Origin of the sequence: Nocardiopsis sp. NPDC006938 (assembly GCF_042869555.1) — a bacterium.
Classification (GTDB): domain Bacteria; phylum Actinomycetota; class Actinomycetes; order Streptosporangiales; family Streptosporangiaceae; genus Nocardiopsis.
On record NZ_JBIAGA010000009.1, the window covers coordinates 117,991 to 135,800 of the forward strand.

A 17,810-nucleotide genomic window follows, 5' to 3' on the forward strand; every position below is an offset into this window, starting at 1 on the left:
AACCCCTAAGCTGGGTTCCATGAACATCGTGTCGACGGGGAGGTCCGCTCTTGTCCGCCTCTGGTAGCGGGGAGACAGCGGGGCTCCCGCGTACTGGACGTCCGCCCACAAGCAAGGCCGAGTACGTACACGAGACGCTCCGGCACGAGATCGTCAACGGGGTCCATCCCCCCGGCTCCTCGGTCAACCAGGACGAGGTGGCCACCCGCCTCGGGGTCTCCATCACGCCCGTCCGCGAGGCGCTGCGCCGCCTGGAGAGCGACGGCCTGGTCACCTACCGCGCCCACCACGGCGCCACCGTCTCCGCCCTCGGGGTGGAGGCGGCCGAGGAGCTCCGGCTCCTGCGCGCCTCGGTGGAGGGGTTGAGCGCCCGGCTCGCCGCCCAGCGGATCACCGAGGGGCAGCTCGCCGAGCTCACGGCCGTCCACGACCGCATGGTCGCCGCCGCCCGGGACTCCGCCGACTCCCAGGAGCTGGCCCGGGACAGCCACCTGTTCCACCAGATGGTCGCCGACATCGGCGGCCCCGCCCTGCTGGGCGGACACGTCCGCTCGCTCCGGCGCAACAACCCCATCCTGGAGACCGTCTCGCGTTGGAAGGACCCAGCCAGGGTCCGCTTGTATCTGGACGCACACGGAGAGATGCTCAGGGCCTTCGCGCAGGGCGACGCCGAGGAGGCCGAACGCCTCATGGCCGAGCACATCCTGGCCTCCCCCGGCGAGGACGCGGCCCGCTAGCACGGGCGTGCCGGACCCTCACCCGGCACATCCGCCACACGACCAGGCCACCAGGAAGCCCGGGAATCACGGGACCGACCCCGCACGGGACCCAGGAGCCTCAGGAACCCCAGAAACCCAGGGGCCCGAGGCGCCCCGTCACCCCTGACGTCCAGCGCCGGCACCTCGACCACCTACGGCATCCACGTCACCAGCGGCTTCCCCGACATCCGCGCCCGAGCGGGCCAGTCCGCCGCGTGCCCACCGCGCGGAAGGCGCGGCACCCGGGTACGCGTCGAGGCGTCGCTCACGTGAGGTCGGCACCCGTGGGCGCACTCCACCCCGCCCGTGGGCGGTCCCGAACGGTGCCGCCCGCAGGCCCGCCCGCCCCCGACTTGTGAATTCCTGTGCCGATGACGCATCATGGCTTCGTGATCGCACATGTAAACGTTTCCACGCGGTGCGCCGAGGGGGTCCCTCGAGGCTCTCACCGGGCTGACCACACCCCGGAACCCGCGCGATACCGCGTCCCGGACCGCACCCCGGAACCCGCGTCCACGGGTGGCCCGGAGTGGTAGGCATCAAGGACGTCGCCGCCGCCTCCGGCCTGTCCGTGGCCACGGTCTCCCGCGCCCTCAACGGCCACGCCTCCGTCAGCGAGGCCGCCCGCACCAGGGTGCTCGCGGCCGTCGACGCCCTCGGCTACCGGCCCAACGCGGTGGCGCGCTCCCTGCGCACCGACCGCACCGGCACCATCGGCCTCGTCATCAGCGACGTCCTCAACCCCTACTTCACCGAGCTCGCCAGAGCCGTGGAGGAGGAGGCCCGCGCACTGGGCTTCAGCGTGATCATCGGCAACGCCGACGAGCGCGCCGACCTGGAGGACCACCACGTCCGCAACCTGCTCGAACGCCGGATCGACGGGCTCCTGGTCTCCCCCGCCGACGGCCACTCCCCCAGCACCCTCGACGCCGCCGCCGGGCCCACCCCCGTGGTCTTCGTGGACCGGTGGATCGCCGGGGCCGACGCCCCCGTGGTGCGCGCGGACGGCCGTGACGCCGTCCGCGACCTGGTCGACCACCTGCACGCCCTGGGCCGCCGACGGATCGCCGTGATCACCGGCCCCGCCGCCACGACCACCGGCCGCGAACGGCTCGACGCCTTCCGCTCGGCCCTGGCCCGCCACGGGCTCCCCCTCCCGGAGGAGTACGTGGGGCGCGGCGACTTCCAGGCCGAGAGCGGCCGCCTGGCCACCGAGCGCTTCCTCGACCTGCCCGAACCCCCCGACGTCGTCTTCGCCACCGACAACCTCATGGCGCTGGGCGCCCTCGACGCGATCTCCGCGCGGGGCCTGCGCGTGCCCGACGACATCGGGCTCGCCGCCTTCGACGACATCCCGTGGTTCTCCCACACCGACCCGCCGATCACCACGATCGCCCAGCCCACCGCCGAACTCGGGCGGGTGGCGGTGCGGGCCCTGGCCGCGCTCATCGAGGGCGAACCCGCGACGTCGACGGTCCTGCCCGCCCACCTGGTCGCCCGCCGCTCCTGCGGCGAGCCCGTCGCACCAACCCAGTCAGGAGGAGCCGCACGTGAGTAGCCCGCACGAACTGCTGCGCATCGAGGGCGTACGCAAGGCCTTCCCGGGGGTGGTGGCCCTCGACGACGTCGGCTTCGACCTGCGCCGGGGCGAGGTCCACGCCCTCCTCGGCGAGAACGGGGCGGGGAAGAGCACCCTCATCAAGGTGCTCTCCGGCGCGCACCGCCCCGACCGCGGGCGCGTCCTCGTGGACGGCGAGGAGGTCGTCATCCGCGACGCCCAGGACGCCGCCCGGCTGGGCATCGCCACCATCTACCAGGAGTTCAACCTGGTCCCCGACGTCACGGTCGCGGAGAACATCTTCCTGGGCCGCCAGCCTCGCCGGTTCGGTCTGATCGACCACCGGCGGATGGAGGCCGACGCCGCGCTCCTGCTGGACCGCGTGGGCGTGCGTGTCTCCCCGCGCGCCAAGGTGCGCGGGCTGGGCATCGCCCAGCTCCAGATGGTGGAGATCGCCAAGGCGCTCAGCCTGGACGCCCGGGTGCTCATCATGGACGAGCCCACGGCCGTGCTCACGACCGGCGAGATCGAGCGGCTGTTCGAGATCGCCGGGCGGCTGCGCGACGAGGGTGTGGGCATCGTCTTCATCACCCACCACCTGGACGAGATCGCCGCTCTGGCCGACCGGGTGACGGTCCTGCGCGACGGCCGCTCGGTGGCGCACGTGGGCGCCGACACCCCCGAGGACGAGCTGGTCCGCCTGATGGTGGGGCGCAGCATCGACGAACAGTACCCGCGTGAGCGCCCCGAACCCGGTGAGCCGCTGCTGCGGGTGCGCGGCCTGACCCGCCACGGCCGGTTCCGGGACGTGGACCTCGACGTACACGCGGGCGAGGTCGTCGGCCTCGCCGGGCTGGTGGGCGCGGGCCGCACCGAGGTGGCGCGTGCGGTGTTCGGCGCCGACCCCTACGACGCGGGCGAGGTCGAGGTGGTCGGCGTGCCCCTGCCCGGCGGCGACGTCAGCGCGGCCATGCGGGCCGGGCTGGGCCTGGTCCCCGAGGACCGCAAGGGCCAGGGCCTGGTCCTGGACGCCTCCGTGGAGGAGAACCTGGGCCTGGTCACCCTCGGCCCCACCAGCCGGGCCGGGTTCGTGGACCGTTCCGGGCAGCGGACCTCCGCCCGCCGAATCGCCGGCGAGCTGGGGGTGCGCATGTCCGGCATCGACCAGCACGTGCGCACCCTCTCCGGCGGCAACCAGCAGAAGGTCGTCATCGGCAAGTGGCTGCTGGCCGACTCCCGGGTGCTCATCCTCGACGAGCCCACGCGCGGTGTGGACGCGGGCGCCAAGGTCGAGATCTACCGCCTGGTCAACGAACTGACCGCCTCCGGTCACGCGGTGCTGATGATCTCCAGCGACCTGCCCGAGGTGCTGGGGATGAGTGACCGCGTGCTCGTCATGGCCCAGGGCCGCATCACCGGGGAACTGGCCGCCGAGGACGCCACGCAGGACGCCGTGATGTCCCTGGCGCTGGCCGCCGCCCCCCGAACCGACACGGAACAGAACGGAGTGGAGGGCCCCCATGGCCACTGACACTGAGAAGAGCGGCGGCGCCTGGCCCGCCGTGCGGCGTTTCCTGCTGGAGAACGGCGCGCTGACCGCCCTGGCCCTCCTGGTCGTGGTCATGTCACTGCTGTCCGGCGACTTCCTCACCGCGCAGAACCTGCTGAACGTGGGTGTGCAGGCGGCCGTGATCGCGGTCCTGGCCTTCGGTGTGACCTTCGTGATCATCGCGGGCGGGATCGACCTGTCCGTGGGTTCGGTCGCGGCGCTGTCGGCGACGGTGCTGGCGTTTCTGGCCACGGTCGAGGGGGTGCCGGTCTGGCTGGCGCTGCCGCTGGCCGCCGCCACCGGCGCGGCCTGCGGTCTGGTCAACGGCGCGCTGGTGGCCTACGGCAAGCTCCCGCCGTTCATCGCCACGCTGGCCATGCTGTCGGTGGGGCGCGGGCTGTCGCTGGTGATCTCCGAGGGCAGCCCGATCGCGCTGCCGGACTCCGTGGCCGCCCTGGGCGGCTCGATCGGCGGATGGCTTCCGGTTCCGGTACTGATCATGGTCGTGATGGGCCTGATCACCGCCGTCATCCTGCGCCGGACTTTCACCGGGCGCGCGATGTACGCGATCGGCGGCAATGAGGAGGCGGCGCGGCTGTCGGGTATCCGGGTCCAGCGTCAAAAGCTCGGCATCTACGCACTGTCCGGCCTGTTCGCGGCCGTCGCGGGTGTCATCCTGGCCTCACGGCTGGCCTCCGCGCAGCCGCAGGCCGCGCAGGGGTACGAGCTGGACGCCATCGCGGCGGTCGTGATCGGTGGGGCCAGCCTGGCCGGTGGTGTGGGTACCGCCTTCGGCACGCTGATCGGCGCGCTCATCCTCGCTGTGCTGCGCAACGGGCTCAACCTGCTGTCGGTGTCCGCGTTCTGGCAGCAGGTCGTGATCGGTGTGGTGATCGCCCTCGCCGTCCTGTTCGACACCCTGCGCCGCCGTTCCGGGGGTGCGGGCGGTGGTGGCACCGGGCCGGGAGCCGCCGTCAGCCGGGGTCGGCGCGGAGTCCAGCTCGTCATCGCGGCGGCCGCCACCGCCGTCGTGGTGGGGGCGCTGTCGTTCCTGCTGCCGAACTCCTCCTCCGACGGGCCGCGCGTGGGCATGTCGGTGTCCACGCTCAACAACCCGTTCTTCATCCAGATGAGGGACGGCGCCCAGGCCGAGGCCGACGAGGCCGGGGTGAACCTGGTGGTCACCGACGCCCAGGACGACGCCTCCCAGCAGGCCGACCAGGTCCAGAACTTCATCAGCACCGGTGTGGACGCGATGGTGATCAACCCGGTGGACTCCGACGCCGCCGGTCCCCCTGTGGTGGGTGCCAACAACGCCGAGATCCCGGTGGTCGCGGCCGACCGCGGGGTGACCGACGCCGAGGTGGCGACCCTGGTGGCCTCCGACAACGTCGAGGGCGGGCGTCTGGCGGCGCGGGCGATGGCCGAGGCGCTGGGTGAGGAGGGCCGGATCGTGATTCTCCAGGGAACCCCGGGGACGTCGGCCAGCCGTGAGCGCGGGGCCGGTTTCGAGGAGGGCATCGCGGAGTTCCCGGACATCGAGGTGGTGACCAAGCAGAACGCCGACTTCGACCGCTCCAAGGGTCTCGACGTGATGACCAACCTGTCGCAGGCCCACGGTCACCTCGACGGCGTCTTCGCGGAGAACGACGAGATGGCCCTGGGCGCGGCGGCCGCGCTGTCCTCCCGTGGTGAGGAGGCCGTGGTGATCGGCTTCGACGGCACCCCCGAGGGGTTGGAGGCGGTGGCCGACGGCGTGCTGCACGCGTCGATCGCCCAGCAGCCCGCCGAGCTGGGGCGGGTGGCGGTGCGCAACGCCATCGCCGCCGCGAACGGTGAGGCCCTGGAGGAGACCGTGATGGTGCCCGTGGAGGTCGTCACGGAGGAGAACGTCGAGGACTTCTCCTGACGAGGTGCGCATGACCGCGTGAAAGTGGGAGGGAGGGCCCGGGGTGGAGACGCCCCGGGCCCTCCGGCCTGCCGGGCGTCGGGATCAGCGGCAAGTGTTCGTACCGAGCACGACGCGGACCCACTCGGAACCAGAGGCCCAGAAGTCCCAGGACCGCACCCCGGGGCTCGGGGCTCGGGGCCCGGGGTGCGGGACCCCGATGAATCGCACCCCAGGTCCCAGCCGTCCCACCACGGGGACGCCTGATCAGACACCCGTGCGATGGGACCGCTGGTTCAGGGGCCTGGCTCCCTCTCGATGGCCAGGGCGATCCTCTGGCGAAGATCCTCGGTTCTGGGGCCGGTCAGGTCCGCGAGGGCTTCCAGCGCCTCGTGCCAGTGCTCGTGTGCGGCCTCTCGCTCACCGCTCTCGGACCGCACGGTGGCGAGGCGGTCCAGGCACACCGCCAGCTCCCAGTGGGCGTTGTGCCGCCGGTAGCCGCTCGCCGCCTGCCGATAGAACCCCGCCGCCTCTCCCGCTCGTCCGACCGCCTGATGGACCTGACCCGCGCCCTCGAAGGAGGCGGACTCGCGTACGTGATCACCGATCGAGCGGTACAGAACGGCCGCCTCATGGAAGCTCGCCAGGGCGTCGTCCGGACGGTTGAGCACCGCGTGCACCTGACCGAGTTCCAGGAGCGCGAACCCCTCCCGGGCCGGGTTCTCCAGTTCCCGGGCGGCGTCGAGAGCGTCCTGAACGTAGGACAGCGCGCGTTCGGTCGAGCCGAGTTCACGCCATGCCGCGCCCAAACAGGCCAGACCGGCGAACTCGCTCATCCTGTTCCCGGTCTCACGGTGGATCGTGACGGCTTCCTCGGCAAGGGCCACGGACTCATGGAGGTCTCCCGAGTCGAGTAGCGCGTCGGCGAGGTTGCCGAGTGCGATCCCCTCCCAGCGCCGTTCGCCCAGACGCCGGGCGATGTCGAGTGAGCGTTCGAAATCCTCGCGCGCTTCGTCGAGCCGGTGCTCGCGCAGATGCGCCAGTCCCAGCGCGTTGAACGACATGGCCTCCCCCAGCTCGTCGCCCAGGTCCCGGCGCAACCGCAGTGCGTTCCGGTGGTGGGCCATGCCCTCCCTCATGCGGTGGGACTGCACGTACGCCATCCCCAGACTCTCCAGAAGGTCCGCTTCCGCCGCGTGCTCCCGCTCGCTCCGGGCGGCACCCAGTCCGATGAGGGTCGTGGTGATCCAGGCACTCATGGGAGTTCGGTACACGTAGACGTGTCTCAACACGACCGGCAGGCGCCAGGCGAGGGCGTCCATCCCGGCAGCGGCGGCGGCCTCGGTCATGGCGACCAGGTTCCCGCCCTCGGCCTCGAACCACCGGACCGCGTCCGTGTTGTCGGTGAACTGGGGAACGCCCCCTGATGGGTTCTCGCCCGGATACGAGCGCGGGTCGAGGTGCCGCAGAGGCGAGTCCACCACCCTGGCGGCGGCGTCGGCGGTGCGGAGATACCAGGTCACCAGACGGCCCAGGGCCTCCCGCCGTCGCTCGGGCGACTCCTCACGGCGTGCCTGGTCCAGTGCGTAGGAGCGCAGGAGGTCGTGGAAGCGGTACCGGTCCGGACCGATCTGTTCCACCAGGTGCGCGCCCACTAGCATGTCCAGGACGCGCCGTGCGCGCCGGACCGGCAGGTTGCCGAGGGCGGCCGCGGAGCCCGCGTCGAAGTCATGACCGGGATGCAGCCCGAGCAGCCGGAACAGACGTGCGGTCTCCTCCGGCAGCGCCCGATACGACCAGGCGAAGACGGTGCGGACCGCGTCGGCCTCCTCCTCGTCGTCGGTGGCGAGCGTGTCCCAGAGAGCGGACTCGTCGCGCAGGTCCTGGATCAGCTCCGCCAACGGCATGTGGGGGCGTCCGGCCGCGCGCTCGGCGGCGATGCGCAGGGCCAGGGGCAGCTGCCCGCACAGACGCGCCAGCTCGGCGACCTCCTGCGGCTCGTCCTTCGGCCGGTGGCGCTCAGTGACGTGTTCGAGGAGTTCCACCGCCTCGGCCGGGGCCAGTGTCCGCACGGTCAGACGTCGGGCGCTGTCCCTGGCGACCAGCCCGGACAGCCGGTCCCTGCTGGTGACCAGCACGACGCACGCCGAGGAGCCCGGCAGCAGCGGGCGTACCTGCGCCGCCGTCGCCGCGTTGTCGAGGAGCACCAGCACGCGGCGTTCGGCCAGGAGGGAGCGGTAGAGGGCGGAGCGGCTGTCCACGTCCGCGGGTACGGCGTCGGCGGGCACACCGAAGGCGCGGACGAAGCGCTCCAGCGCCTGGTCGGGTTCGACCGGCGGGCCGGGACCGTATCCCCGCAGGTCCACGTAGAGCTGGCCGTCGGGAAAGCGCTCGCGCACCCGATGCGCCCAGTGCAGGGCGAGCGCGGTCTTGCCGACCCCGGCCGTGCCGGTGACGACGTGGATCGGTGCCTCCGGTCCGTTCCCGGAGTTCTCGGTGCTCAGGTGGCTGCTGAGCACCTCCAGTTCCCCCGCCCGGTTGACGAACCCGTACACGTCACCGGGGAGCTGTCTGGGCACGGGGTTCGGGGGTGCCGCCGGGCCCCGGCCGTGGAAGTGCACCCCGCCCCGGACGTCCCGTGCCTGCACCGCGCGTCCCGCGACCGGGCCCATCCGCGCGCTGTCCCTGTTCTGGGGCGGCTCGTCGTGCTCCTCACCGGACTGGTCGGGGCCGAGGTCAGTCACGGCGGAGCGCCGCCCCCTCGACCTCACGCGGGAAGTACCGTGTGAGGTCTTCACCCATCTCGTGCAGGGCGGCGACCTCGGCACGACACCGTGTGGTGAGCGCGTGGTCGGTGAACCGTACGCCGCCCTGGAGCACGCCCTGATGGTCGTACAGGATCTTGTAGGTCACCTCGTCTCCGAGGCCGACGATCTCGGGTACCTGGGCTTGATGTTCCCACTTCGCGAGTGGTTCCGGGGTGATGATCCGGATGTCCTCGCCGCACTGGGCCCGCAGGTGCAGGGAGTGCAGCTCCCACAGCAGGTACGTGGTGAAAGGTTTCTCCACGACCCGGACGCGACGCAGTGCGCAGCCCGCTCGGGCGAGTTCGTCGAATTCCGCTCGGAGCGAGGAACGCTTTTTCTCGATCAGTTCGAGTGACTCGGCACGGCGCCCCTCGCGGAACGCCAGCCAGCTGGCGCTTTCCGGCTGATCGAAATCCTGCTGCCGTTCGAGCTTCCAGATGTCGGTGTTCCTGAGTGATGACACACGCCCGTCGAAGTCATCGAGATAGGGCGTGAGCTCCAGCCGATCACCGGAAAGGGAGTCGATGGTGTCAAGCATCAGGGATGTCCGCTTTCGCTGAGATCAGGGTGCTGCGGGGGATGATGACCAGACGCTCGTCCTGCGCCACGGTGGCGCCTGCTGGCAGACGCTCCGCGTAGGCCTCGGTCAGATCGCGCCCGATCACGGCGATGTCGCCGTTGTCCAGCTCCCAGATGTCGGGGCAACCAGTGGCCTTGTCGGTGTTGCCCAGTTCGGCCGGGGACCGGCCCAGCCTCTGTGCCAGCTCGGCTGTCGGGTCCGCTTCCCAGGGACGTGTCATGGTGGCCTTCCCACGCGCTCCTGGAATCGGGGGGTGAGCGCGTGCGAGAAGAATACCATGAGGACCCTTCTGAGCCAGGGTTGTCTTTCGTTTCCAGTGACTATTAAGACCTGACCCGGGAAGAGCACGGCAATGCGGGCCTGAATGATGATGCTATGTCAGTGAAGTATGCGGAAGTGGCATTTGTTGCCCGTGTTATGCGTAGGTAAGCACCGGGCGTGAGTGGCCATTTGTCTGGATACTTTCGGCGGCGCCAAGATTCCCGCTCCGAGGAAATCGAGCGCAGGAGTCCTTGGTGGTCATCGGCGGCTCCACCAGCCCGGCGATCCGGGCCGTGAGCCTCCACCACCAGCGCGCCGAAGCGAGGAAGGCGTCCCCGTGGACACGATCGAGCATGAGGCCAAGGTCCTGGACATCGACCACGACGCCCCGCCCCGGCTCATCCTGGACAAGGGCGGCGCGGACCTCGGGGAGGTGCTCCAGCGTGGGTATGTGTACGACGCCGAACCCGGTGACGCCTCCCGGTCGGTGCGCGCGCGGGCGGCCGCTACGGCATCAATCTGTCGGCAGTCACCGGGTCGTGCCATGACGAGGAGTGAGCCCGGGCCGTGCTGGCTCGTTCTGTCGGGTCGGTCAGCACGGCTCGGGTCTCAGCCGAGGAGGAAGGTTACGGCGGGAACGGTCGCGTCACTAAGAGCGAGCGGAGCCGAGGAAGGCGGACCACTCGACGGCGGGGAAGGGGAAGTGACCCTTGGCCGGGTTCTTCGAATCCCGAACAGCAGCCCCACAGGGCAGGTCAGCCACCTCGACACAGTTCACTCGATCACTGCTGTAGCTGCTCTTGCGGAAGCCCGTAGGGACGTGCGCGACCTCGACACAGTTCTGGTCATGGCCGCTGTAGCTGCTCTTGTGGAAGACGGGGATGTGCGCGACCTCGACACAGTTCTGGCCATGGCCGCTGTAGCTGCTTTTGCGCCACATCATCTGACTCCTCTAGCTCTCGCACCCGATGGCCGTGACAGGGGTTCACGGCCAGACAGTGAGGTTCGTCGGTATCAGCGACGAGCGGAACCGAGGAAGGCGGACCACTCGACGGCCGGGAAGGGAAAGTGACCCTTGGCCGGGTTCTTCGAATCCCGAACAGCGGCACCACAGGGCAGGTCAGCGACCTCTACGCAGTTGGGTTCCTGCCCGCTGTAACTGCTCTTGCGGAAGCCCGTGGGGACGTGGGCAACCTCGACACACTCAGCACGATTGCCGCTATAGCTCGACTTGAAGAAGTTGAGTCCGTCATGACTGGACATGCTGTTCGTAAGACTCCAGGTTCTGCCGTAGAAAATGGATGCTCTCTGCTGGCCGGAGCGCCGCAGCGTTGAGGTGTGAGAAGTCTGATACGTAGCGTTGCACAGATTCACTCTCTTGGACGAAGAGGATATCCGTAGATGTTTCCGTGTAGACGATCGTGGGATCAAGCTCGCTTGGGAAGTCCAACATGACGAAGGAACCTGAGAGAGCCGCGTGCATCCCTGCACTGAAGGGGAGGATCTGCACGTCCACATTGTGGTGCATCGCCATGTCAAGCAGATGCTGCGACTGGTGACGCATTACATCCGGACTGCCAGCCTGACGCCGCAGAGCGGCCTCATCGATCACAGCCCAGAGATGAAGCGGCTTACTTCTGCTCAGAACATGCTGGCGTTGTATACGCGCGTCGACGTTGCGTTGGACCTCGCCAGAGGACAGAGTACCCGCGCCCCGAAAGACAGCTTCAGCGTAGTCAGGGGTCTGAAGCAGCCCTGGAATGACCTGGCACTGATACATCCGCATCATCGAGGCCTCGACCTCGAAGTCCGGCAGGGCATTGCCACCGAAGACGTCCTTGTACCGGGACCACCACCCCAACTCCTTGGACTCCTTCGCCAGGTCCAGGAGGGCACTGAGCTCTTCCAGCGAAGCTTTGTAGAGGTCAGCCAGGGCCTGGATGTCCCGTGGCTTGATACGCCGAGCTTCGGCGTTCTCGATGTTGCTGAGGGTGGAGAGCGGCACGCCCGAACTCTTTGCTGCCGCTGACAGCTTGAGATCACGGGATTCACGAAGTCGCCGCAGCTCACGCCCAAGCCTACGTCGCCGCACTGTGGGGCTGATGGGGGTCTGCATGCAGTCATCCTACGCCGAAACTCTCCGAATTTCGAGCTGTTCGGTTGACATCTCGAAATTCGGGGATCACTATGTTGTTGTAGCCAGTGATCGGGGTCTCACAGACAGTCCACAGGATCTCTGGCACTCAGGCTACGTCGTGCCCCTTTCCCTCCGCAGGGAAAACGTGAAGGTCATCGGCCTTGCGGGCACTCCCTCGACCCACATGCAGCTTCCCTCTGCGTCAGGAGTCCGTTCGTCATGCCCGTACTCGCCCCCGTACCCCCGATGGCCCAGGTGACCATCGCCCTCCACGAACTCGTGCCCCACTCCTACCGGCACTACTTCAACGGCCGCCCGGACCGCCCCTACTACCGGACCCGCCGCTACGACTTCGGCGCCTCCCCGCTCTTCCTCCCACTGGTGAGGGCCTTCCTGAACACCTGCGCCGCCGAACAGAACCCCGACTACCGCTACCTCTTCACCCTCATCGGCTCCGAACTCGCGGCAAACGCCCTCAAACACTCCCGCTCCGGCCTGCCCGGACGCTCCTACCGGCTCCTGTGCGAACGCCACCGCGACGGACTGCGCGTCATCTGCCGCGACGACGGAGTGGCCACCGACCGCAGGATCGACTACCGGGAACGCCACCACCTCACCACCGACCCCGGCGGCCTGGACCCCACCAGCGACTCCGGACGCGGACTGGCCATGATCGACGCCCTGGCCACCGACTGGGGCGACAACGGCCGACCCAGCCACCGCGAAGTCTGGGGCTTCCTCGCCTACGACCTCCACGGCAGCGCCTGGCCCCACCTGACCCACTAGACCCACGAACGCAGGCACGAAAAAGGGCCCAGGAAAGCGTTGCAGCGCTTCCCGGGCCCCCACACAACCCCGAATTCCACACTGCGACATGTAAGAAAGCAGGATCAGTGACGCATCCTATCCCCACACCCCGACAGTCCGACGCTCCGCTCCACCGCACCTCCATGACCGGACCGGCCTGCGCCTCCTGCGCACACCGCTCCTGCCGTGACCGCCGCGCCGAACGCCTGCCCCGCCTGGGCGGCCACCTGGCCGAGTACCGCACCGAGCACGACCTCGCCGCCACCCTCCAGGCCCGCAACCCCCACCTGATCATCTGGTACGGCGAGCGCACCGGCTCCTACTGGATCGCCTCCCCCACCGGCCTCACCGAAGTCCCCGACGCCCCCACCCTCACCCGGCTCCTGCCGCCCCTCGTCGAACTCTGGTAGCCGCGTCGGTCGAGCACGATGGTGGCCGCCCACCCCGGGCGGCCACCGTGCCTCATGCCTCGGCTCCGAACTGCTGCCTGACCCGCGAAGGCCCGGGGAACTCCTCCGGGACGGCGTCCATGTGGATCTCGTTGACGCGACGCCCCAGCCACTTGTTGGAGTTGCGCCGTACCCCTTGGCGGCGGAAGCCCGCGCGCTCGTAGGCGGTAGCCGCCCCCACATTGGGTTCCAAGACAGTCAGGTAGACACACTCCAACCCGGTGACGTGAAAGGCGTAGTCCAGCACCAGAAGGGTTGCTTCGGTCCCTACTCCTCTCCCCCGAGCCTCGGGAGCTCCAATGGCCACGGTGTACTCAGCGACATCCAGACCGAGGTCGAGTAGGAGCATCGCCGTTCCCACGGGGACCGGTTCAGGACCGTCCACTGCGTAGATGGTGAACTTGATCTGCCGTTCGGAGGAGGACTCGTAAGCACTGGTGTAGATATCCCGCGTGGTCGCGAGCTGCTGGGGAGTCTGGCGGTTGTACCCGACGATGGTGGGAATGCGCTGCTCCCAGCGCCAGTAGTCCTCCACCAGGTCGGATCGGATAGGTCCGATACCCGCCCTATCACCACGCAGCCAGAGTTCAGAGTCGTTCATGGGCGTTCCTCTTCTGCTCTCAGGCATGGGCCGGAAGGGACAGCAGCGCTTGGAAACGCCGAGTGGAGAGGGGTTCATCACAAGATTCCCATCGCTCATACGTAGCCAAGCGTGAAACTCGACAGGATAGGCGGAGACTCCGTGGCACCAGATGGCAAGCTGTCCGAGCAGAGCCAGTACGAGCATCGTGGCCACTGACTCTTCCAGGCACGCGACCCTCATGGGCAGAATCAACCCGATCCATCGCACCGCGCCGTGAGCCCTCTCAGCACTGGGTCAGGGCGCGGAGGCGACCAGGTGGGACTCCTCGTCCAGCCAGACCCGTTGGTGATCGGCCGACACCGTGAGACCGAACCGGGAGTGCTCGGGGCGGCCCTGCGCCAGCCACCACCGGTAGGCGGCTTCCAGTTCGGTGAACAACTCACGCGGACCGTGCTGGCGGACCTCGTAACCCGGCCCCCGCTGGCCGGGGTCGATGTGCCAGGACGCCCATGAACCGGTGTCCGGATCGACCAGGTGGACCGTGAACTGTCGCCCGTCAGTCTCCGCGAACTCGACCCGGTTCAGCACGGTAGGCATGTGCAGCCCGATGGCGAAGCTCGCGCCGAAGTCGCTGATCGGCTCGTACGGGTGCAGGTCCGTACGGGTGGTCTCGGAGCCCTGCTCCTCGGGGTGAACGTAGGTCTCGACCACTCTCCTCGGCACGCGCTGGTCACGCACCCACATGAACGCCACATCGCCCCCGAACCGCCCCCGCGCGGTGCCGTCCGGGCCGACCCGGAGTTCGGCCAACACCCCGTTGTGGAACGCGTTCCCCCAGGGGGTGAGGATGCGCCCGTCCGGACACGACTGCGCGACCCAGTGGTAGGGCACCCGCTGGACGGCGGCGGTACTGATCACCCGGTCGAAGGGGGCGCGCGCGGGCCAACCCTGCATCCCGTCGCCGGTGACCACCAGGGGCGTGAACCCGGCTGACATCAGCCGAACCCGGGCGGTCTCGGCCAGCTCGGCGTCCACTTCGACGCTGGTCACCTCGTCGTCTCCGAGCAGGTGCGAGAGGAGGGCCGCGTTGTACCCGGTGCCGGTTCCGACCTCCAGCACGCGCATGCCGGGGAAAACGTCCAGGCGGCGGAGCATGTCCGCGACAATCGACGGTTGCGAGGCGGAGCTGGTGGGGTACCCGGAGCCGCCCTCGGCTCCGTCGTCCCTCTGGGTGACGATCGGGACGTCGGCGTAGGCCAGTTCGAGCCACCGAGCCTCGTGTCGGCCGCGGTCCACGTTCACCCCGTCCGGGTCGGTGATCCGGTCCGGGAGGAAACGGTGCCGCTCGACCCCCTCGAACGCGGGGCGCAGGTGCGGGGGCAGGTCGCCCACCCGCACGAGGCGGGCAACCAGCTTTTCATGTGGGGGAAGCACTACTTGTCGTCCCTCTCGTGCTTACCGCCGCCGGAGCCCCCGTCGTTGGGGGTGGGCGGCGGGATCGGCCGATCGGGCTTGTGCCCGTCCGAGGTGGAGTTGTCGTCGTGCTTGCCGTACACGGCAATACCGGGAACCCGCATGGGCTGCTCCTTGAGGGGAGTCCACGATGGCGCTTCTGCCAACTATTCCATTTGTAGTGGAATTATCTGCGTGCGGCAAGGGGGTGACTCAGGGAAGTATTCCTTCCATGATGGAATCACCTCGACCCCCTGGAGGACCCATGAAGTTGACCCATCGCCGGTGAGTGCCCCGACGAGATCACGTGTCCGACCGTGTACGAGACGGACCGTGGCACCATCGTCGTGCAGGGCTACGTCATCGATCCCGACGACCTGAAGCAGATTTCGCTCCCTGATGGAGAGTCAGCCGTGGAGATCCCCCTCTCACTGCTCCAGAAGGTTGCTCATGCTCACACTCGATGAACTGGTCCGCTTCTTCGACGAGAGGATAACCGCCTCGGCCTTCCGGCTGGAGACACTGCCGGAGTACTCCGTGGGCTCCGACGGAAACGACTTCGACCGGCACAAGGCAGGTGCGCCCGATCCGGACTGGGAGAGGAAGAACCCCTGGTTGGAGAAACTACGGGCGGAGAAGAAGGCAGGGTTCAGGAGATACCGGGTGCGGGTGCTCAGAACCCCACTCAACGACTACCTGCGATTCGCTTGCGAGTGGGGCTACGCGCTCAACTCCAAGGCTGGCGAGGAGATCAACGTCCTGGATCTGACCGAGCGCGAACTGCCTGCCGAAGTCGTTGACCACGACTTCTGGCTGCTGGACGACAGGTACCCCATCCGCATGCACTACAGCGAGAGCGGCGAGTTCGTGGGAGGAGAGCTCATGGATAACCTGGGGCATTACATGAAAGCCAGGGACGCGGCTCTCGCCGCCGCTGAACCGTTCGAGCAGTGGTGGGCACGCCATCCCGAGGAATGGAGAGCAAACCGGACTGTATGACAGGTCCCCAGAGAGCTTCGACCGACCGTGGGCCACAAGCCCGCGATCGGCTCGCCCGTGCCCTGAGGGAGGCTCGCGCACGCGCTGGTCTCAGCGGTGTTCGAGCTGGTCAGTCCGCTGGCATGTCGCAGTCCAAGATCTCCAAGATCGAACGTTCGCTCCTGTTGCCCTCCGTGAACGACGTGGCCGAGCTGTGCCGGGTCTACGAGATCCCTGAGCCCGAACGCGCTGAGCTGCTGGCTCTAGCCGAATCCCTGCGTGAGGAGGCCTCGGCACGGGTGATCATGGCCCGTGGTGTTTCCGGGTTCCAGCGCAAGATGACCAAGCTGGCAGCATCGACTTCAGTGGCCCGTACCTTCCACCCCGTGGTGGTCCCTGGAGTCCTCCAGACCCGCGAATACACGAGGTGCATCTTTGAAGACCCACGGAAAAAGGTCTCCCCGGAGGAAGCGGAAGCCTCCATCGAGGCTCGTCAGGAGCGCCGTCAGGGGTTGTTCCATGGGACTACGCAGCACCGCTTGATCGTGCCGGAAGGTGCGCTCCGGTGGCAGGCGGGCTCTCCTGAGCTGATGGCCGAGCAGGTCGAGGACATCGCCCGCGTCACCGCCGAGGCGCCCAACGCGGTGGTGGGTGTCATCCCCTGGACACGGCCCGCGCACGTCTTTCCGGGGCACGGCTTCAACATCTACGACGAGGACGCCGTGATGGTCGGGACCGAGACCGCGACGGCGACCCTCACCGGAGCCGCCGACATCGCGACCTACGTCGAACTCTTCGGTGAGCTGGAGAAGCTGGCCTGTTTCGGGGACGAGGCCATCGACCACCTGGAACGCATCGCGGAGGAGTACCGCCAGCTCGCCCGCAAGTGAGGTCCCTGGATCATGTGGCGGTTCGTTCGCCACCCCTGGACTAGGGATCGTACTCGCGGTGAGGAATCGCGTAGTGCCAGGCGATGTCACGCCACTGGCGGTGCTGGGCGACAGTCGCCGGATCGTCGATGACCTCGTACGCGTGAGGGACGTCGTCCTCGTCGAAGTGCAGGACGCAGACCCATCGGCTGTCGAAGAGCCAGAAGTCACGCCGGGGCAGTTGTTCGACCGCCGGGTGATGCCGGGGAAGCCAGCGGATGTCCTCTCCGGCCTCCTCGTTGAACTGGGTCGCGGCATGCTCCCAACGGATGTAGTCACTCAGTGGTTCGCTGACCACACGGACCCGTTGCCAGGACTTCCCCGCCTCGCGGGCCGCACGGACTTTGCGGTGCCAGCTGGAGGCTCTGGCGTGCTTCTCTTCAAGCGAGGTGTCACCGGTGCGCAACCAGTACTCGAACTCGCCCTGTTCGCTGGAGACGTTGTACCGGTCCCGGGTCTCCAGCTTCCAGGTGGTGTGTTCGAAGTCGAGGAACTGCTGCGCGAATTCCTCTCTGGTCAGGTTCACATCAACCCTTTCGACGATTCGGAGACTCAGGGCACGAGCGCTCGACGACCATGGGAACGTGTCGCAGACATATCCATCAAGGGTTGGCGTCCCTGATCCGTTTGGCGACGTCGGCAAGCCAGGAGTCGTCGGCGCGGTGGTGGTCGTGGGACGACAGATACCCCTGGTACCTGTCGAAGTAGCCGTCGATGGGGGAGGCCACCTCACGCCAGTCCTCCCCCGCGTTGCCCACGGTCCCGTGCATCGGGAAGAGCTTCGCGTGCGCGTGGTCGACTCCGTAGCCCTCGTACATGATCCCGGTGCGCGCCACGTCGGGGAAGGCCGCGTCCAGGCGCCGGGCCACCTCACGGGCCGCTATGTGCAGGGCCGTGTACTCCTGCGGCTCCAGGTCCACCACGTAGCTGGTGCGGTGGGCCTTGGGGATGACCACGGAGAACCCTTCGGTGTTGGGGAAGATCGACAGGAACGCCAGGTGGGTCTCGTCCTCCCAGATCCGGTGTGCGGGCGCCTCACCCGCCACGATCTTGCAGAAAACACACTCAGGGACA

19 protein-coding genes and 1 pseudogene are annotated in these 17,810 nt (G+C 68.4%); 8 read left to right on the plus strand and 12 right to left on the minus strand.

Annotated features, from left to right (window positions below):
• The first annotated feature begins 50 nt into the window (after window positions 1–50).
• The 4 genes from ACFYL4_RS15670 to ACFYL4_RS15685 all read left to right on the plus strand — a co-directional run bounded on the left by ACFYL4_RS15670 (window position 51) and on the right by ACFYL4_RS15685 (window position 5,774).
• On the plus strand, window positions 51–737 hold the full coding sequence (locus ACFYL4_RS15670; protein ID WP_387518916.1) for a GntR family transcriptional regulator: 687 nt from the start codon (window positions 51–53) through the stop codon (window positions 735–737).
• A gap of 550 nt (window positions 738–1,287) precedes the next feature.
• Window positions 1,288–2,316, plus strand: coding sequence for a LacI family DNA-binding transcriptional regulator (locus ACFYL4_RS15675; protein ID WP_387518917.1), 1,029 nt, complete (start codon window positions 1,288–1,290; stop codon window positions 2,314–2,316).
• Window positions 2,309–3,847 carry a sugar ABC transporter ATP-binding protein gene (locus ACFYL4_RS15680; protein WP_357765414.1) on the plus strand — a complete coding sequence of 513 codons (1,539 nt, stop codon included), beginning with the start codon at window positions 2,309–2,311 and terminating at the stop codon, window positions 3,845–3,847. The genes ACFYL4_RS15675 and ACFYL4_RS15680 overlap by 8 nt, the downstream gene beginning before the upstream one ends.
• Entirely contained in the window at window positions 3,837–5,774 is a 1,938-nt protein-coding gene (locus tag ACFYL4_RS15685) for a substrate-binding domain-containing protein (protein WP_387518918.1), read from the plus strand. Before ACFYL4_RS15680 ends, ACFYL4_RS15685 begins: the two co-directional genes overlap by 11 nt.
• Window positions 5,775–6,049: 275 nt before the next feature.
• On the opposite strand, the gene ACFYL4_RS15690 is transcribed toward ACFYL4_RS15685, so the two are convergent.
• The 6 genes from ACFYL4_RS15690 to ACFYL4_RS15715 all read right to left on the minus strand — a co-directional run bounded on the left by ACFYL4_RS15690 (window position 6,050) and on the right by ACFYL4_RS15715 (window position 11,517).
• Window positions 6,050–8,425: an ATP-binding protein gene (locus ACFYL4_RS15690; protein ID WP_387519039.1), complete on the minus strand. Its 2,376-nt coding sequence runs from the start codon at window positions 8,423–8,425 to the stop codon at window positions 6,050–6,052.
• A 64-nt stretch (window positions 8,426–8,489) separates the two neighbouring features.
• Window positions 8,490–9,098 (minus strand): DUF6879 family protein, encoded by a 609-nt coding sequence (locus tag ACFYL4_RS15695; protein WP_387518919.1) that lies wholly within the window; start codon window positions 9,096–9,098, stop codon window positions 8,490–8,492.
• Complete coding sequence (locus ACFYL4_RS15700) at window positions 9,091–9,360, minus strand: hypothetical protein (RefSeq protein ID WP_357765406.1); 270 nt, start codon at window positions 9,358–9,360, stop codon at window positions 9,091–9,093. Before ACFYL4_RS15700 ends, ACFYL4_RS15695 begins: the two co-directional genes overlap by 8 nt.
• Before the next feature lie 690 nt (window positions 9,361–10,050).
• On the minus strand, window positions 10,051–10,344 hold the full coding sequence (locus ACFYL4_RS15705; protein WP_387518920.1) for a DUF397 domain-containing protein: 294 nt from the start codon (window positions 10,342–10,344) through the stop codon (window positions 10,051–10,053).
• A gap of 71 nt (window positions 10,345–10,415) precedes the next feature.
• Complete coding sequence (locus ACFYL4_RS15710; RefSeq protein ID WP_387518922.1) at window positions 10,416–10,664, minus strand: DUF397 domain-containing protein; 249 nt, start codon at window positions 10,662–10,664, stop codon at window positions 10,416–10,418.
• Window positions 10,651–11,517 (minus strand): helix-turn-helix transcriptional regulator, encoded by an 867-nt coding sequence (locus ACFYL4_RS15715; RefSeq protein ID WP_387518924.1) that lies wholly within the window; start codon window positions 11,515–11,517, stop codon window positions 10,651–10,653. Before ACFYL4_RS15715 ends, ACFYL4_RS15710 begins: the two co-directional genes overlap by 14 nt.
• 240 nt (window positions 11,518–11,757) lie before the next feature.
• Here ACFYL4_RS15715 and ACFYL4_RS15720 point away from each other — a divergent pair, with 240 nt between their 5' ends.
• Both ACFYL4_RS15720 and ACFYL4_RS15725 read left to right on the plus strand, forming a co-directional pair.
• A complete protein-coding gene (locus ACFYL4_RS15720; protein WP_387518926.1) occupies window positions 11,758–12,324 on the plus strand; it encodes an ATP-binding protein in 567 nt (188 codons plus the stop codon).
• 107 nt (window positions 12,325–12,431) lie between these two features.
• Window positions 12,432–12,755 (plus strand): hypothetical protein, encoded by a 324-nt coding sequence (locus ACFYL4_RS15725; protein WP_387518927.1) that lies wholly within the window; start codon window positions 12,432–12,434, stop codon window positions 12,753–12,755.
• 52 nt (window positions 12,756–12,807) lie between these two features.
• Here ACFYL4_RS15725 and ACFYL4_RS15730 read toward each other — a convergent pair whose 3' ends face one another.
• The 4 genes and pseudogenes from ACFYL4_RS15730 to ACFYL4_RS15745 all read right to left on the minus strand — a co-directional run bounded on the left by ACFYL4_RS15730 (window position 12,808) and on the right by ACFYL4_RS15745 (window position 14,996).
• On the minus strand, window positions 12,808–13,395 hold the full coding sequence (locus tag ACFYL4_RS15730) for a GNAT family N-acetyltransferase (RefSeq protein WP_357765389.1): 588 nt from the start codon (window positions 13,393–13,395) through the stop codon (window positions 12,808–12,810).
• Window positions 13,396–13,470: 75 nt separating this feature from the next.
• Window positions 13,471–13,656 (minus strand): annotated as a pseudogene (locus tag ACFYL4_RS15735) (lasso peptide biosynthesis B2 protein); the annotation flags it as partial.
• Window positions 13,657–13,671: 15 nt separating this feature from the next.
• The gene (locus ACFYL4_RS15740) at window positions 13,672–14,811 is read right to left on the minus strand and encodes a methyltransferase domain-containing protein (protein WP_387518928.1); all 1,140 of its coding nucleotides are present in this window, start codon (window positions 14,809–14,811) and stop codon (window positions 13,672–13,674) included.
• Window positions 14,811–14,996 (minus strand): hypothetical protein, encoded by a 186-nt coding sequence (locus ACFYL4_RS15745; RefSeq protein ID WP_387519044.1) that lies wholly within the window; start codon window positions 14,994–14,996, stop codon window positions 14,811–14,813. Before ACFYL4_RS15745 ends, ACFYL4_RS15740 begins: the two co-directional genes overlap by 1 nt.
• 283 nt (window positions 14,997–15,279) lie before the next feature.
• On the opposite strand from ACFYL4_RS15745, the gene ACFYL4_RS15750 reads away from it, so the two are divergent.
• Together ACFYL4_RS15750 and ACFYL4_RS15755 are read left to right on the plus strand one after the other, a co-directional pair.
• Window positions 15,280–15,828 (plus strand): DUF6879 family protein, encoded by a 549-nt coding sequence (locus ACFYL4_RS15750; RefSeq protein WP_387518929.1) that lies wholly within the window; start codon window positions 15,280–15,282, stop codon window positions 15,826–15,828.
• A complete protein-coding gene (locus ACFYL4_RS15755) occupies window positions 15,825–16,697 on the plus strand; it encodes a helix-turn-helix domain-containing protein (protein WP_387518930.1) in 873 nt (290 codons plus the stop codon). Before ACFYL4_RS15750 ends, ACFYL4_RS15755 begins: the two co-directional genes overlap by 4 nt.
• Window positions 16,698–16,737: 40 nt before the next feature.
• On the opposite strand, the gene ACFYL4_RS15760 is transcribed toward ACFYL4_RS15755, so the two are convergent.
• The gene (locus tag ACFYL4_RS15760) at window positions 16,738–17,262 is read right to left on the minus strand and encodes a DUF6879 family protein (protein ID WP_387518931.1); all 525 of its coding nucleotides are present in this window, start codon (window positions 17,260–17,262) and stop codon (window positions 16,738–16,740) included.
• Window positions 17,263–17,338: 76 nt separating this feature from the next.
• Window positions 17,339–17,782 carry an HIT family protein gene (locus tag ACFYL4_RS15765; protein WP_387518932.1) on the minus strand — a complete coding sequence of 148 codons (444 nt, stop codon included), beginning with the start codon at window positions 17,780–17,782 and terminating at the stop codon, window positions 17,339–17,341.
• Window positions 17,783–17,810: the final 28 nt, after the last annotated feature.